This window comes from Klebsiella sp. BIGb0399, assembly GCF_003752615.1.
GTDB classification, from domain to species: Bacteria; Pseudomonadota; Gammaproteobacteria; order Enterobacterales; family Enterobacteriaceae; genus Klebsiella; species Klebsiella lignicola.
The window spans coordinates 694,152-710,276 of record NZ_RKHT01000005.1 but is presented as its reverse complement, the minus strand read 5'-3'; the positions used below and the strand labels follow the sequence as shown (position 1 = coordinate 710,276).

The window sequence follows — 16,125 nt, the reverse complement described above, 5'->3', positions numbered from 1 at the left end:
CCTCTTAAATATGGTAAACGTCAATCACCTGGCGGATGTAGTCGTTATTGAGACGCACCGTTTTGCGCAGGATCTGCGGTTTGCCGTCCACTTCCGTCAGGGTGCAGCAGGTCGAGCCAAAATAGGCATCGGTGTGCTGGTAGCGGTGGCTGTAGGTGACCCAGTTGTAGCGCACTTCGATGCCCTGCGGGGTCTCGCCGAGAAGCTCCACATTGCTGATCATATGGGTGGTCCGCGGTTCCGGCGTGCTGGCGCCGGAGCGCTCGGTTTTAATTCGGTATACGCGGTCTTCCAGCCCGTCACGGTTCGGGTAGTAGATCAGCGAGATTTCGCGCTGCGGGTCGCGGGTCAACTTGTCGTCGTCGCCCCAGGCCGGCATCCAGAACACCACTTTCGGGCTGTAGCAGGTCAGCCATTCGTCCCACTGACGGTCGTCCAGCAGGCGGGCTTCGTAATAGAGGAACTGGCGAACGTGTTCGAGGCTCAGCATCACACCACCTCCACACGTTGGGTAATGGATTGCTCGTAGCGCTGCTGTTCTTTATCCAGCGCCGCCAGCATCACGTTTTGCCAGTGGTGGTGATGGGCGATATACAGCGCTTCATCCTCCGACTTGACGCCGCTCAGCAGCGGGGTAAACCCGGCGTGCTGCGCGTGCTCATCCGGGCCATCGACCCAGTGCAACGCCCCGCGGCTGAGGTCGCTCCATGCGAGGTTCTCGCCAAGATAGCCGCGCTGGCAGGCGCTGAACTCTTCGAGGTCGTCCGGCGTCCCCATGCCGCTGACGTTAAAGAAATCTTCGTACTGGCGGATGCGCAGCGCTCGCGCCTGGTCCGACTCCCCTTTGGGGGCGAAACACCAGATGGTGACTTCGGTTTTATCGACGGCAATCGGGCGGATCACGCGGATCTGCGTCGAGAACTGATCCATTAAATAGACGTTGGGATAGAGGCACAGGTTGCGGGTTTCGTTGACCATCTGGTCGGCGCGAAGCTCGCCAAATTCGGCCTGCAGGCGCGCCTGGTGAGCAAACACCGGGCGCACTTCCGGGTTCAGCGCCCGGGTCCACAGCAGCATATGGCCGTTTTCAAAACCGTAACCGCCGCCGAGGCTCTTCGACCAGCCGTTGGCATCGACGGAATGGGTGCCTTCGGCCTCATAGTTGCGGCGCGACATGGTGGAAGCGTAGTTCCAGTGCACCACGCTGACGTGATAGCCGTCGGCGCCGTTTTCCGCTCCCAGCTTCCAGTTACCCTCGTAGACATAGCTTGAGGAGCCTTTCAGGACCTCCAGCCCTTCTGCGGCCTGGTCGACCATCAGGTCGATAATTTTGCAGGTTTCGCCGAGATACTGTTCCAGCGGCTGTACGTCTTCGCTGAGGCTGCCGAATAAGAAACCGCGATACGACTGGAAGCGCGGCAAGGCTTTAAGATCGTGTGATCCTTCATGTTTAAAGCTGTCGGGATAGCCGCCGGTGCTTTCATCTTTGGCTTTCAGCAGTTTGCCGTTATTGCTGAAGGTCCAGCCGTGGAACGGACAGGTAAACGAGTTTTTATTGCCGGTTTTGCGCCGGCATAACATCGCGCCACGGTGGGCGCAGCTGTTAATTAAGGCATGCAGCTGATCTTTTTTATCGCGGGTAATAATCACCGGTTGACGCCCCAGCGTCAGGGTAAAATAATCGCCCGCTTCCGGGATCTGGCTTTCATGGGCGAGAAATACCCAGTTGCCTTCGAATATATGCTTCATTTCAAAATCAAATAACTGCTCGTCGGTGAAGATCGAGCGGTGGCAACGATATACATGATTCTGGCGATCAACAATTAAGGCATTGCTGATTTTATCTTTTAACAGGGTGAATGTTTTTTGCATGAGCTTAGCCCTCCTGCAGAATTCAGGAATCAATGAGTTCAGAAAGAATAATTAATTCGGGAATATCCCCGGCCGCGCAATACGGGCCGGGCGATAACAAGATTCACCAGCCCGGACGCAGCGGTCCGGGGGTGTACCGGCAGTTACTCCTGCGCGCGCAGGCGGCTGATGCGCTGTTCCTGGTCGGCGTTTTGCGCCTTGCACAGCGTAAAGTCGAAGCACACTTCGGTATGCTCGCCGTCAAGTTTGCGCTGGGCAATCAGCTCGCGGTCGGTGATTTTCACCGGGTCGGCAATCAGGCCGTCGCGGGTCGCAAAGGCGAAGTCGTCCCACAGGTACTTATCGCCGCTGAGGTTAATCTGGCTGGTTAAATGCTTGTGGCCCGGCGCGGAGACGAAGAAATGAATGTGTGCCGGACGATTACCGTGGCGACCCAGTTGGTCAAGCAGCTTCTGGGTCGGGCCGTCAGGCGGGCAGCCGTAGCCGGAAGGCATAATGCTGCGCACGCTGTAGCGGCCATCGGCGCCGGTGCGGATCCGCCGGCGCAGGTTATATTCGCCCTGGCTTTGGTCGAAGAACGAGTAGTTGCCGAGGGTGTTGGCGTGCCAGATATCGACGATCGCATTGGCGACCGGGCGGCCCTGGGTATCACGTACCTGACCGTGGAGCCACATCACCTCGCCGGCATCGCTGCCGTCATCCATCCGCGTGTGTCCGTCGGCCAGTGGCGCATTGGCGACGTACAGCGGGCCTTCGATGGTGCGCGGCGTGCCGGTTTCCTGGTGCGCGGCGGCGTCAATGGCATCCTGGCGCAAATCGAGGAAGTGCTCAAGACCGAGACCCGCCGCCAGCAGTGCGGCCTCCTGACGGCCACCCAGTTCATGCAGATAATTCACCGCATGCCAGAACTCTTCCTGGGTCACATTATAATCGTCGATCAGGCTACACATATCTTCCAGCACCCGATGCACAATGGCTTTAAAGCGCTCATTACCACCAGGCACATTTAACCCAGCACTTTCACGTAATAATTTCTGCACGGCGTCTTGTTGTACGAAAGAATTTTTCATTGTGATTCTCACTTATTGCTTGCAGGTTGCTTGTAGGGTGTACGCCGGAATAACCGGCGTGAGGTTTCTTATTATTTATTAGCTATCGTCTTCGCGTACTGAGGAGGGATGGCGACACAATGCCTCGACGCGTATTTCCATAAACGGGTATAACGGCAAACCCATTAAAATTTGATGTAATTCTTCGGCGTCACGCACATCGAATATACTGACGTTGGCGTACAGCCCTGCCACCCGCCAGATATGGCGCCATTTGCCTTCACGCTGTAATTGCTGCGAATAGGCTTTTTCACGTTGCTTAATGTCGTCAATTTCGTCGGCCGGATAGCCCAGCGGAATATTGACGGTCATATCCACTTTAAACAGCATCGGTTTTCTCCTGTGATGCGCTACGCTTTGCGCGCGTAGAACTGCAATTTATCTTCATCCAACGTGACGCCCAGACCCGGGGTCTGCGGCAGCGCGACCTGCCCGTCCACGAAGGAGAGCGGCACGCTGACGATGTCGTCTTTCAGCAGTAGCGGGCCAAACATTTCGGTGCCCCACTGCAGCGGCAGCGTCGACCAGGCGTGAAGCGAGGCCACCGTACCGACGGTCCCTTCCAGCATGGTGCCGCCGTACAGGCCGATACCCGCCGCTTGCGCCACGCGTGCCAGCGCTAATACGCTGGCCGGGCCGCCCGCTTTGGCGATTTTCAACGCATAGGCACCGCTAAAGCCCTGCTGCGCCAGCTGATAACCATCGTAATGGGTCGCCACCGCTTCATCCGCGAGGATCGCTGTCTCAATGTTGTGGCTGAGGCGCACCAGCGCCGCGTTGTCCTGGGCGCTGACCGGTTGCTCAATTAAATCGATACCCATGGCCGCCAGCTCACGACAGCCTTTCGCCGCCGCGGTGGCGTCCCAGGCCTGATTGACATCAACGCGGATGCTGGCGCGGTCGCCCAGCGCTTCGACGATCGCCCGGGTATGACGCAGGTCGGTGGCTAACTCGCGGGCGCCAATCTTTAACTTAAACGCCTGATGGCGGCGTTCGGCCAGCAGCCTTTCGCCTTCGGCGATATCGTTATCGGTATTGCCGCTCGCCAGGGTCCACAGCACCGGCAGCGAGGTCTGCAGCGCACCGCCCAACAGCGCCGACACCGGCAGCCCCAGCGCCTTACCCTGAGCATCCAGCAGCGCGGTCTCAATGGCTGATTTAGCGAAGGTGTTGCCTTTGATGGCGGCGTTCATGCGCTGGGTCAGGGCGTTGAGGTTATCTGCCGGTTGGCCCTTGAGCAGCGGCGTCAGGTAATGGGTGATGGCCGAAGCGATACCATCCGGGCTTTCCACGCCGTAGCTCAGACCGCCGATGGTGGTCGCTTCGCCAATCCCGCAAATGCCGTCCGAGCGCGTAATGCGGACAATCACCAGCGTCTGGCAGCCCATGGTGGTCATGGAGAGTTTGTGCGGGCGAATAGTCGGCAGGTCAACCAGCCAGCTTTCAATGCGTTCTACGGTCGCGGTCATGTTCTGTTCCTGAAGGTTAAATACATAACTTTTTGTACCCTCATTCATAACGAGGGGTGACGATGCCTTTGACAATAGGGGCGAGCCGGGGAAATGGTCAACGGCGATAATCGAAATGTTGTGCGATTATCGACGCGCTTGTTAAATTGAGGTTAATAATGTGATCCGAGTGGGAAAACAGGCACATTCCATCACCGCCATTTTTACGCGCGGTATAGTGGTGCCCCGTGAGCTTTTGGCTTCGAATGGAGAGGAATTCAATGAGCGCAACACCGCCAACCACCCTCAGCGCCAGGCAGGCCGAGCATGACCCCAACTTTATGCTGTCCCTGGCGCGCGGGCTGGAAGTTCTCAATGCCTTTACTCCCCAGCGTCAGCGGCTGACCATCTCGCAGCTCAGCCAGAAAACGCAAATTTCCCGTGCCGCCGTTCGCCGCTGCCTGTACACCCTGGCCGCGCTGGGAATGGTGCACAGCCCGGACGGGCGCAGCTATGAACTGCTGCCGCGTGTGCTGGCGGTGGGTCACGCCTATCTGGCCGGTACGCCGCTGGCAAAGGTGGCGCAAACCGCGCTGGATAATCTCGGCAAGTCGCTGGGAGAATCCTGCTCTGCGGCGACCCTCGACGGGGATAACGTGCTGTATATCGCCCGAGCGGCGGTCAACAATCTGCTTAGCGTCGACATCGGGCGCGGCAGTCGTCTTCCTGCATGGGCCACCTCGATGGGGCGCGTGCTGCTCAGCGCCCTGCCGGAAGACCAGCTAGAAGTGACATTGTCACGTGCGAATTTAATACGCTACACCCCGCATACCGTCTGCGATCTACCGGGATTGCGCGAGGAGATAGCCAGGGTCAGGATGCAGGGCTATGCCCTCGCCGACCGGCAAATTGAAGTCGGGCTGTGTTCGCTGGCGGTCCCGCTGCTGTCGCGCAGCGGTCAGGTGGTGGCGGCGCTGAACGTTGGCGCCCCCGCCCCCGCCATGAGCGCCGCCGCGCTGCGGGAAAAAGCGCTGGCCCCGCTGCGGCGGGCGGCAATGGAGTTGTCACTCCAGCTGTAGACTTATTGCATCTCCGGCGCTTTTGCCAGGCTGCGCCAGATACCGGTCGCCAGCAGAAGCAGCAGCACCCCGGCGGTCAGCAGCACCACGCTGTGGGCGCTGATAAACGCGGTTTTGGCGGCGTCGATCAGCGAATGGGCCGGAATGGCCGGCAGCGATTGAGCCAGCGCAATGGCCTCGCTGATGGACGACGCGGCCTGAGTTGCCGCCTGGCCTTCCACACCAGCGGGCAGCACAATCGACGAGCTGTAGCTGCGGGTCAGGATCAGGCCGAACAACGCGATCCCCAGACCGGCCCCCAGTTCATAGGCCATGGTTTCAATGGCCCCCGCCGCCGCCGCTTTCTCTTTCGGCGCTGCCGCCATAATCGCCGCCCCGGACGCCAGCAGCGCGCTGGCAACGCTAAAGCCCAGCAGGATCATCAGCCCCCACGCCTGCCACAGTTGGGTACTGAAATCGGTCACCGACAGCCCCAGGAAACTGAAGGCGCTTAACAGCATGCCGCCGGTCGCCACCTGGCGCAGGCCGAGGCGCGACACCATCACCCCGGCAATTGGCCCGCTAAATCCGCTCGCCAGCATCAGCGGCAACATAAACAGCCCGGCTTCAAACGGCGTTTTACCGTGGACAAACTGCAGCTCCTGGGCCATCAACAGTTCAAAGCCCACCAGGGTGATCAGCGCGGTCATCGCCATCATGACGCCGCTTAAGATAATGCGGTGGGTAAACAGCCGCATATCGACCATCGGGTTGCTGCTGGAGAGCTGCTGGCGCACGAACCAGGTCAGCAGCGCCGCACCCGCCAGCGCCACCAGCCCGGTCATCCACAGCGCCATCTGGCCTTTCAGCGCCGATTTAGCGCTGAAGATCAGCATCAGGATCGCCGCAATCAGCATTAACGCCTGGGTAATTTTGAGCTTCTGTTCGCGCCGCGCGGGCTGCGATGGCACCATCCGGGCGCAGAAGGCGATCACCGCCAGCACGATAGGCACATTGATCAGGAACACCGACCCCCAGTAAAATTGCTCCAGCAGGATCCCCCCCACCAGCGGGCCAAAGGCGGCGCCGCCGGAACCGATAGCCGCCCACAGGCCGAGGGCCATATTACGATGACGCGCCTCAGAAAAGGTGTTGCGGATACCGGCCAGGGTCGCCGGCACGATCATCGCCGCGCCGATCGCCAGCAGCGCCCTGGCGGCAATCAGCGCCGGGGCGTTGGGCGCAAACGCCGCCGCCAGCGATGAGACGCCAAAAATAGCGCTGCCGAGCAGCAACAGGCGTTTAAAGCCGATTTTGTCGCCAAGCGCCCCCATCGGCAGCACCATGCCGGCCATCACCAGCGAGTAAATATCAATGATCCACAGCAGCTCATTGCTGCTGGTGCCCAGCGACATGCTGAGCGTAGGCGCAGCGACATGCAGCACGGTGGCATCGATCGCCACCGGCAGATAAACCAACAGAATCGCCACGAGCGTTAACCATTGCCGGGACATCTCTTTATTCCTCACATTTATAAATTGAACAGATGTTCAGGAATGCGATCCTGCCGGATTGTTGAACGACTGTCCAACTTTTTGTTACTATCCATCGACACCACGTTTCAGCGGGGAAATATGCATTATTTAAATCGGGAAGCACGCCGCGAAGTGATCATGCTGGCGGCCATGCGCGTGGCGCTGCAGGGCGGCCTGGCGGCGATGACTGTGCGACAGATCGCCGCAGAGGCGCAGGTCTCCACCGGGCAACTGCACCACCATTTCAGCTCCACCGGCGAACTGAAAGCCCAGGTATTTGTCCGGCTGATCCGCGAAATGATGGATATTCAGCTGGTATCCCCGCAGAGCAGCTGCCAGGAGCGGTTGTTCGCGGTGCTCGGGAGCGAAGATCGCCGGCTGGAACCCTATATTCGCCTGTGGCGCGAGGGCCAGCTGCTCGCCAGCAGCGATAGCGATATCAAAGCGGCCTACCTGCTGACCATGTCGATGTGGCACACGGAAACCGTGAATATTATTCGCGACGGCGTCGACAGCGGTGAATTTCACCCCACCGATAGCCCTGAAGATATTGCCTGGCGCTTAATTTCGCTGGTCTGCGGTCTGGACGGGATCTATGTATTGGGGATGGACGTTATTGACGATAGCACCTTCACTCGTTATATAAATAATAATATAGCGATGGAACTGTTACGCTCCTGACCAGGCCAGTGCTCCCACGCGGCAGATCCCTGCTCAGGCCCCGTCTGTCGGGCCCTGAGCTGACATAGACCGCAGCGCATTGCTGGTGGTTTATCCTGCTAAAATTTACATTTAGTAACAAATAATAAAACCCTATTCGCAGCGGGCATTCTGCCACGGCTATTTTTTTATCTATTCTTCAATCACGACAATAATAAGATCTGCCATCCTGAATCACCTCTTCTGATTAATTTGCTGTTTTCTCAAATTTAATTTTCCTTTGGTTACTGGGTATTCGAGGGCAATATGTCGAGAGAAAATGAGAAAGATAATCATTACCTTTTAAAAGACTGGCGACCAGAAAATCCGGCATTCTGGGAAAATAAAGGAAAGGCAATTGCACGGAGGAATCTTTGTATTTCAGTCAGTTGCCTGCTACTGGCCTTCTGCGTCTGGATGTTATTCAGCGCCGTTGCGGTCAATCTGAATAAAGTCGGTTTTAATTTCACTACCGACCAGCTGTTTTTATTAACCGCGCTCCCTTCGCTGTCGGGCGCAATATTGCGGGTGCCCTATTCGTTTATGGTGCCGATATTTGGCGGGCGCTACTGGACGGTAATCAGCACGGTGATATTAGTGGTCCCGTGCCTGTGGCTGGGGATCGCGGTACAGAATCCGGCAACGCCGTTCTGGATGTTTATCATCATCGCCCTGCTCTGCGGTTTTGCCGGGGCTAACTTCGCCTCCAGCATGGGCAACATCAGCTTTTTCTACCCCAAAGCGAAGCAAGGCAGCGCCCTGGGCGTCAACGGCGGCCTGGGTAACCTCGGCGTCAGCGTGATGCAGCTGCTGTCGCCGGTGGTGATCTTTTTACCGATCTTCACCTTCCTCGGCGTGCGCGGCGTTGACCAAGGGGATGGTTCGACCCTGTGGTTGGGTAACTCGCCGCTGATCTGGGTGCCGCTGCTGCTGGCGGCCACCGTCGCCGCGTGGTTCGGCATGAACGATATTGCCGGCTCCAAAACGGCGATCCGCGATCAGCTGCCGGTCTTAAAACGCCCGCATATGTGGCTGCTGAGCCTGCTCTATCTTGCCACCTTCGGCTCTTTTATCGGCTTCTCCGCCGGCTTCGCAATGCTGGCGAAGACCCAGTTTCCCGACGTTAACATCCTCAAGCTAGCTTTCTTCGGGCCGTTTATCGGCGCCCTGGCGCGCTCATTCGGCGGCATCATTTCCGACCGGCTGGGCGGCGTGAAGGTAACCCTGGTGAACTTTATCCTGATGGCGCTGTTTACCGGCCTGCTGTTTCTGACCCTGCCGGGCTCCGGTTCCGGCAGCTTTCTTGCTTTCTACATCGTGTTTATGGGGCTGTTCCTCACCGCCGGTCTCGGCAGCGGCTCCACCTTCCAGATGATTGCCGTCATCTTCCGTCAGATAACCATCGACAGCGTCAAGAAACGCGGCGGTAGCGATGAGCAGGCCCAGCATGAAGCGGTCACCGACACCGCCGCGGCGCTGGGGTTTATCTCCGCCATCGGCGCGGTCGGCGGCTTTTTCATCCCCAAAGCCTTCGGCACGTCGCTCGCCATGACCGGCTCGCCGGTCGGCGCCATGAAGGTGTTCTTCGTCTTTTATGTCGTCTGCGTACTGGTGACCTGGCTGGTCTACGGCCGTCGCAAGCCCGCCACAAAATAATCACAACCCTGCTGAGCACGGTAACCACGGAGGCGCCTGCCTCCGTCAGGAGATAATGTCATGAGCAAACTACTGGATCGCTTTCGCTACTTTAAGCAGAAACGCGAGACCTTTGCCAACGGCCACGGCCAGCTACTGGATACCAACCGTGACTGGGAGGATAGCTACCGGCAGCGCTGGCAGTTTGACAAGATCGTCCGCTCCACCCATGGGGTCAACTGCACCGGATCCTGCAGCTGGAAAATTTACGTTAAAAACGGCCTGGTCACCTGGGAAACCCAGCAGACGGACTACCCGCGCACCCGCCCGGATCTGCCCAACCACGAACCGCGAGGCTGCCCGCGCGGCGCCAGCTACTCGTGGTATCTCTACAGCGCCAACCGCCTGAAATACCCGCTGGCGCGCAAGCGCTTGATTGAGCTGTGGCGCGAAGCGCTGGCGCTGAATCCGGACCCGGTCGATGCCTGGGACAGCATCATGCAGGACCGCCAGAAGTGCCTCAGCTACAAACAGATGCGCGGCAAAGGCGGCTTTATTCGCTCGACCTGGAAAGAGCTGAACCAGCTGATTGCCGCCGCCAACGTCTGGACCATCAAACAGTATGGCCCGGACCGCATTGTGGGCTTCTCGCCGATCCCGGCGATGTCGATGGTCTCCTATGCCGCCGGCACCCGCTATCTGTCGCTGATTGGCGGCACCTGCCTGAGCTTCTACGACTGGTACTGCGACCTGCCGCCGGCCTCGCCGATGACCTGGGGTGAGCAGACCGATGTCCCGGAATCCGCCGACTGGTATAACTCAAGCTACATCATCGCCTGGGGGTCGAACGTGCCGCAGACCCGCACCCCGGACGCCCACTTTTTTACCGAGGTCCGTTACAAAGGCACCAAAACCATCGCCATCACGCCGGATTATTCGGAAGTGGCAAAACTGTGCGACCAGTGGCTGGCGCCGAAACAGGGCACCGACAGCGCGCTGGCTATGGCCATGGGCCACGTGATTTTAAAGTGTTTCCATCTCGACAACCCGAGCGACTACTTCCTCAACTACTGCCGCCACTATACCGACATGCCGATGCTGGTGATGCTCGAGGAGCGCGCTGACGGCAGCCTGGTGCCGGGCCGCATGGTCCGCGCCTCCGACCTGCTGGACGGGCTGGGGGAAAGTAACAACCCGGAGTGGAAAACCGTGGCGTTCAGCAGCGCCGGTGAACTGGTGGCTCCCAACGGCTCCATTGGCTTTCGCTGGGGTGAAAAAGGCAAATGGAACCTCGAACCGCTGGCCGCCGGAAAAGAGACCGAACTGGCGCTCTCCCTGCTGCCCTTTAACGACGCCGTGGTCCCCGTGGGTTTCCCCTACTTTGGCGGCAATGAGAACCCTCACTTTCGCAGCGTGGCCCAGCAGCCGGTGATCATTCACCCGCTACCGGCAAAACGCCTGACGCTGGCTAACGGCGACAGCGCCCTGGTGGTCAGCGTCTATGACCTGGTGCTGGCCAACTACGGCCTCGATCGCGGGCTTGATGACAGCAATGCGGCCAGCGATTTTAGCGAAATCAAAGCCTATACCCCGGCCTGGGCCGAGCAGATCACCGGCGTCCCGCGCCAGCACATTGAGCAAATTGCCTGGGAGTTTGCCGACACCGCGCATAAGACCCATGGCCGGTCGATGATCATCCTCGGCGCCGGGGTGAACCACTGGTATCACATGGACATGAACTACCGTGGGATGATCAATATGCTGGTCTTCTGCGGCTGTGTCGGCCAGAGCGGCGGCGGCTGGTCGCATTATGTCGGCCAGGAGAAGCTGCGCCCGCAGACCGGCTGGCTACCGCTGGCCTTTGCCACCGACTGGAACCGCCCGCCGCGGCAGATGAACAGCACCTCCTATTTTTATAACCACTCCAGCCAGTGGCGTTACGAGAAGCTCACCGCCCAGGAACTGCTCTCCCCGCTGGCGGATGCCAGCCGCTATACCGGCCACCTGATTGATTTTAACGTTCGGGCGGAACGGATGGGCTGGCTGCCTTCCGCGCCGCAGCTGAACCTCAACCCGCTGACCATCAAACAGCAGGCCGATGTCGCCGGACTGTCGCCGGCGGACTACACCGTCCAGGCGTTGAAATCCGGCGCGATCCGCTTTGCCTGCGAGCAGCCGGACAGCGGCGCAAACCACCCGCGCAATATGTTTATCTGGCGTTCTAATCTGCTGGGTTCTTCCGGCAAAGGCCACGAGTACATGCTCAAATATCTGCTGGGTACCGACAGCGGCATTCAGGGCGATGAACTAGGGGCCACGGACGAGGTGAAACCCGAAGAGGTGGAGTGGCAGACCGCCGCCATCGAAGGCAAACTCGACCTGCTGGTGACGCTCGATTTCCGGATGTCGAGCACCTGTCTGTTCTCCGATATCGTCCTGCCGACCGCCACCTGGTATGAAAAAGACGATATGAATACCTCGGATATGCACCCGTTTATCCACCCGCTCTCCGCCGCGGTCGACCCGGCCTGGGAAGCCAAAAGCGACTGGGAAATCTATAAAGAGATTGCCCGGGTCTTTTCGACGGTCTGCGTGGGGCATCTCGATACTGAAACGGATGTGGTGCTTCTGCCGCTGCAGCACGATTCGGCGGGCGAGCTATCCCAGCCGTTTGAGGTGCAGGACTGGCATAAAGGCGAATGCGATCTGATCCCCGGAAAAACCGCGCCAACCATCGCGGTGGTGGAGCGTGATTATCCGGCGACCTACGAGCGCTTTACCTCGCTGGGGCCGCTGCTGGATAAGCTCGGCAACGGCAGCAAGGGCATTAACTGGAAAACCGAGGATGAGGTCGAATTCCTTGGCAAACTCAATTACGTCAAGCTCGACGGCCCGGCCAAAGGCCGACCGCGCATCGACAGCGCCATCGATGCCTCGGAGGTGATCCTCAGCCTGGCGCCGGAGACCAACGGTCAGGTCGCGGTTAAAGCCTGGCAAGCGCTCGGCGAGTTTACCGGGCGCGATCACACCCATCTGGCAATCAACAAAGAAGACGAGAAGATTCGTTTTCGCGATATCCAGGCGCAGCCGCGCAAAATCATCTCCAGCCCGACGTGGTCCGGCCTCGAAAGCGAACATGTTTCTTACAACGCCGGCTACACCAACGTCCACGAGCTGATCCCGTGGCGCACCCTCTCCGGCCGCCAGCAGCTGTATCAGGACCATCCGTGGATGCGCGACTTCGGCGAAAGCCTGGTGGTCTACCGTCCGCCGATTGATACCCGCAGCGTCAGCCACATGCGCGAGATCCCGCCCAACGGCTTCCCGGAAAAGGCGCTCAACTTCCTCACGCCGCACCAGAAATGGGGGATTCACTCCACCTACAGTGAAAACCTGCTGATGCTGACCCTGTCGCGCGGCGGGCCGATCGTCTGGCTTAGCGAAACCGACGCCAAAGAGTTAGGCATTGAAGATAACGACTGGATCGAAGCCTTCAACGCCAACGGCGCCCTTACCGCCCGCGCGGTGGTGAGCCAGCGTATCCCACCGGGGATGACCATGATGTACCACGCGCAGGAACGCATCATGAATATTCCCGGCTCCGAAGTAACCGGTCGTCGCGGCGGGATCCATAACTCCGTGACCCGTATTTGCCCCAAACCAACCCATATGATTGGCGGCTATGCGCAGCTGGCCTACGGCTTTAACTATTACGGTACCGTCGGCTCCAACCGCGATGAATTCATCATGATTCGTAAAATGAAAAACATCAGCTGGCTGGATAACGAAGGTCGCGATCAGGTACAGGAGGCGAAAAAATGAAAATACGCTCACAGGTCGGGATGGTGCTGAATCTCGACAAATGCATTGGCTGCCACACCTGTTCGGTCACCTGTAAAAACGTCTGGACCGGGCGCGAAGGGATGGAATACGCCTGGTTTAATAACGTCGAAACTAAACCCGGCATCGGCTATCCGAAAAACTGGGAAGACCAGGAAGAGTGGCAAGGCGGCTGGATCCGGGGGATCACCGGCAAGCTGACCCCGCGCCTAGGCAACCGGGTGGGCGTGCTATCAAAAATCTTCGCCAACCCGCAACTACCGGGCATCGATGACTATTACGAACCCTTCACCTTCGATTACCAGCATCTGCACACCGCGCCGGAAAGTGAGCATCTGCCGACCGCCCGCCCGCGCTCGCTGATCAGCGGTAAACGAATGGACAAAATCAGCTGGGGGCCAAACTGGGAGGAGCTGCTGGGCGGCGAATTTGAAAAACGCGCCCACGACCGCAACTTCGAGGCGATGCAGAAAGAGATGTACGGCCAGTTTGAAAACACCTTCATGATGTATCTGCCGCGCCTGTGCGAACACTGCCTCAACCCGAGCTGCGTCGCCACCTGTCCGAGCGGCGCCATCTATAAGCGTGAAGAAGATGGCATTGTGCTGATCGATCAGGATAAATGCCGCGGCTGGCGCATGTGCATCAGCGGTTGTCCGTACAAGAAAATCTACTTTAACTGGAAAAGCGGCAAATCCGAGAAGTGCATCTTCTGCTATCCGCGCATCGAGTCCGGCCAGCCGACGGTCTGCTCAGAAACCTGCGTCGGGCGCATTCGCTACCTCGGCGTCCTGCTGTATGACGCCGACCGGATTGAGGAAGCGGCCAGCACCGAGCATGAAACCGATCTCTATGAACGTCAGTGCGATGTGTTCCTCGATCCGCACGATCCGGCGGTGATTGAAGAAGCGCTGAAACAGGGCATTGCGCACAACGTGATCGAAGCGGCGCAGAAGTCTCCGGTGTATAAACTGGCGATGGACTGGAAGCTGGCGCTGCCGCTGCACCCGGAATACCGCACCCTGCCGATGGTCTGGTACGTGCCGCCGCTGTCGCCGATCCAGTCGGTCGCCGATGCCGGCGGTCTGCCGAATAAAGGCACAATTCTGCCGGCGGTGGAGAGCCTGCGTATTCCGGTGCAGTACCTGGCGAACCTGCTGAGCGCCGGCGATACCGGCCCGGTGCTGCGCGCCCTGAAACGCATGATGGCGATGCGCCACTATAAACGCTCCCAGACCGTCGAAGGGGTCACCGATACCCGGGCGATCGAAGAAGTGGGGTTAAGCGTCGAGCAGGTTGAAGAGATGTACCGCTATCTGGCTATCGCCAACTATGAAGACCGGTTTGTGATCCCCACCAGCCACCGTGAAATGGCGGAAGATGCCTTCCCGGAACGTAACGGCTGCGGTTTTACTTTCGGTGACGGTTGCCACGGCTCGGATACCAAATTCAACCTGTTCAACAGCCAGCGTATCGATGCGATCAACATTGGGGAGAAAGACTAATGCGGATCCTTAATGTCATCGGGCTGCTGCTGGAGTACCCGGACGCCCTGCTGTGGGACAACCGCGAGGAGGCGCTGGCGTTGGTCGGCGCCGATGCGCCGGCGCTGCTGCCGTTTGCCGCCCCGCTGCTGGCCGCGCCGCTGCTCGACCGCCAGGCCGAATGGTGCGAGGTGTTCGAGCGCGGGCGCGCCACCTCACTGCTGCTGTTCGAACATGTGCATGCGGAATCCCGCGACCGCGGCCAGGCGATGGTCAATCTGATGAACCAGTACGAGCAGGCCGGTCTGCAGCTCGACTGCCGGGAGCTGCCGGACCATCTGCCGCTCTATCTCGAGTACCTCAGCACGCTCGAGACGGACGCGGCCAGGGAGGGATTGCAAAACGTCTCGCCGATCCTTGCCCTGCTGGGCGGCCGTCTGAAACAACGACAATGCGATTACTATCAACTGTTTGACACGCTGCTGGCGCTGGCCGGCAGCCCCCTCAATAGTGACAGTGTCACGAAACAGGTGGCAGGCGAGCAACGCGATGACACCCGCCAGGCGCTGGATGCCGTGTGGGAAGAGGAGCAGGTGAAGTTTATCGAAGATAACGCCACCGCCTGCGACAGCTCGCCGATGCAACATTATCAACGACGCTTTAGCCAGGACGTCGCGCCGCAGTACGTTGACGTCCGTGCCGGAGGCCCGAAATGATACAGTACCTGAACCTCTTCTTTTACGACATCTACCCCTACGTGTGCGGGACGGTGTTTCTCATCGGCAGCTGGCTGCGCTATGACTACGGGCAGTACAGCTGGCGCGCCTCCTCCAGCCAGATGCTCGACAAACGCGGGATGGTGCTGTGGTCGAATCTGTTCCACATCGGCATTCTGGGGATATTCTTCGGTCACCTCTTCGGCATGCTGACCCCGCACTGGGTCTACTCGTGGTTCCTGCCGATGTCGCAGAAACAGCTGATGGCGATGATCCTCGGCGGCATCTGCGGCGTGCTGACGCTGGTGGGCGGCGCGGGGCTGTTGATTCGTCGGCTGACCAACCCGCGCATTCGCGCCACTTCATCGACGGCGGACATTGTGATCCTCAGCATTTTGCTGATTCAGTGCATTCTGGGGTTAACCACCATTCCCTTCTCGGCCCAGCACCCTGACGGCAGCGAGATGTTAAAGCTGGTGGACTGGGCCCAGGCGGTGGTGACCTTCCACGGCGGCGCCTCGGCGCATCTTGATGGCGTGGCGTTTATCTACCGCGTCCACCTGGTGCTCGGGATGACCATTTTCCTAATCTTCCCCTTCACCCGCCTGGTGCACGTCTGGAGCGCACCGATCGAATATTTAACCCGCCGCTATCAGCTGGTGCGATCCCGGCGCTGAGGGGCTAACCCTATAGCTGGTACTCCTTGTTAAAAGCAAACGCCCGGCTTCC

General features: G+C 59.1%; 12 protein-coding genes and 1 pseudogene. 7 read left to right on the top strand and 6 right to left on the bottom strand.

Annotated features, from left to right (window positions below):
- Positions 1-4 precede the first annotated feature (4 nt).
- The 5 genes from benB to EDF82_RS03660 form a co-directional block, all read right to left on the bottom strand.
- Complete coding sequence (gene benB, locus EDF82_RS03680) at positions 5-490, bottom strand: benzoate 1,2-dioxygenase small subunit (RefSeq protein WP_123754247.1); 486 nt, start codon at positions 488-490, stop codon at positions 5-7.
- The gene (locus EDF82_RS03675; RefSeq protein WP_123754246.1) at positions 490-1,872 is read right to left on the bottom strand and encodes a Rieske 2Fe-2S domain-containing protein; all 1,383 of its coding nucleotides are present in this window, start codon (positions 1,870-1,872) and stop codon (positions 490-492) included. The genes benB and EDF82_RS03675 overlap by 1 nt, the downstream gene beginning before the upstream one ends.
- A gap of 143 nt (positions 1,873-2,015) precedes the next feature.
- Positions 2,016-2,942: a catechol 1,2-dioxygenase gene (gene catA, locus EDF82_RS03670; protein WP_123754245.1), complete on the bottom strand. Its 927-nt coding sequence runs from the start codon at positions 2,940-2,942 to the stop codon at positions 2,016-2,018.
- A 78-nt stretch (positions 2,943-3,020) separates the two neighbouring features.
- Positions 3,021-3,311, bottom strand: coding sequence for a muconolactone Delta-isomerase (catC, locus tag EDF82_RS03665; RefSeq protein WP_123754244.1), 291 nt, complete (start codon positions 3,309-3,311; stop codon positions 3,021-3,023).
- 20 nt (positions 3,312-3,331) lie between these two features.
- Positions 3,332-4,498 carry a muconate cycloisomerase family protein gene (locus tag EDF82_RS03660; protein ID WP_199733658.1) on the bottom strand — a complete coding sequence of 389 codons (1,167 nt, stop codon included), beginning with the start codon at positions 4,496-4,498 and terminating at the stop codon, positions 3,332-3,334.
- Positions 4,499-4,619: 121 nt separating this feature from the next.
- Here EDF82_RS03660 and EDF82_RS03655 point away from each other — a divergent pair.
- Positions 4,620-5,508: pseudogene (locus tag EDF82_RS03655) on the top strand (IclR family transcriptional regulator C-terminal domain-containing protein).
- 2 nt (positions 5,509-5,510) lie between these two features.
- On the opposite strand, the gene EDF82_RS03650 reads toward EDF82_RS03655, so the two are convergent.
- Positions 5,511-7,001 (bottom strand): SmvA family efflux MFS transporter, encoded by a 1,491-nt coding sequence (locus EDF82_RS03650; RefSeq protein ID WP_123754241.1) that lies wholly within the window; start codon positions 6,999-7,001, stop codon positions 5,511-5,513.
- Between the two features lie 120 nt (positions 7,002-7,121).
- On the opposite strand from EDF82_RS03650, the gene EDF82_RS03645 reads away from it, so the two are divergent.
- From EDF82_RS03645 to narI, 6 genes are all read left to right on the top strand, one after another.
- Complete coding sequence (locus EDF82_RS03645; protein ID WP_123754240.1) at positions 7,122-7,703, top strand: TetR family transcriptional regulator; 582 nt, start codon at positions 7,122-7,124, stop codon at positions 7,701-7,703.
- 285 nt (positions 7,704-7,988) lie between these two features.
- Entirely contained in the window at positions 7,989-9,377 is a 1,389-nt protein-coding gene (locus tag EDF82_RS03640) for a NarK family nitrate/nitrite MFS transporter (RefSeq protein ID WP_123754239.1), read from the top strand.
- A gap of 60 nt (positions 9,378-9,437) precedes the next feature.
- On the top strand, positions 9,438-13,178 hold the full coding sequence (locus EDF82_RS03635; RefSeq protein ID WP_123754238.1) for a nitrate reductase subunit alpha: 3,741 nt from the start codon (positions 9,438-9,440) through the stop codon (positions 13,176-13,178).
- Positions 13,175-14,701, top strand: coding sequence for a nitrate reductase subunit beta (gene narH, locus EDF82_RS03630; RefSeq protein ID WP_123754237.1), 1,527 nt, complete (start codon positions 13,175-13,177; stop codon positions 14,699-14,701). The genes EDF82_RS03635 and narH overlap by 4 nt, the downstream gene beginning before the upstream one ends.
- A complete protein-coding gene (narW, locus tag EDF82_RS03625) occupies positions 14,701-15,396 on the top strand; it encodes a nitrate reductase molybdenum cofactor assembly chaperone (RefSeq protein ID WP_123754236.1) in 696 nt (231 codons plus the stop codon). The genes narH and narW overlap by 1 nt, the downstream gene beginning before the upstream one ends.
- Positions 15,393-16,073, top strand: coding sequence for a respiratory nitrate reductase subunit gamma (narI, locus tag EDF82_RS03620; RefSeq protein WP_123754235.1), 681 nt, complete (start codon positions 15,393-15,395; stop codon positions 16,071-16,073). The genes narW and narI overlap by 4 nt, the downstream gene beginning before the upstream one ends.
- Positions 16,074-16,125 lie beyond the last annotated feature (52 nt).